Raw genomic sequence first — 242 nt, 5'->3', positions numbered from 1 at the left:
GGTGGGGTAGATGATTGGGGTGAAGTCGTAACAAGGTAGCCGTATCGGAAGGTGCGGCTGGATCACCTCCTTTCTAAGGAAAACGTCCCGTACGGGACATGCCCATCGTTCAGTTTTGAGAGCTCGTCTCTCAACGTCTCGATAGAGACACTTGCACCTTGAAAACTGAAGACATCAACAAGACATCAAACTTTTTATAACCATGTCATTAGACGTGTGTTCTTAGAATACCAAAATGCTAG

1 rRNA gene is annotated in these 242 nt (G+C 45.9%); it reads left to right on the top strand.

From position 1 onward, the window contains the following. Nucleotides 1–73 (top strand): 16S ribosomal RNA (locus KNQ07_RS16055); the annotation flags it as partial. Nucleotides 74–242: the final 169 nt, after the last annotated feature.

Source organism: Exiguobacterium sp. s145, from assembly GCF_018618835.1.
Lineage (GTDB): Bacteria > Bacillota > Bacilli > Exiguobacteriales > Exiguobacteriaceae > Exiguobacterium_A > Exiguobacterium_A artemiae.
This window is presented reverse-complemented; position numbering and strand designations above follow the sequence as displayed.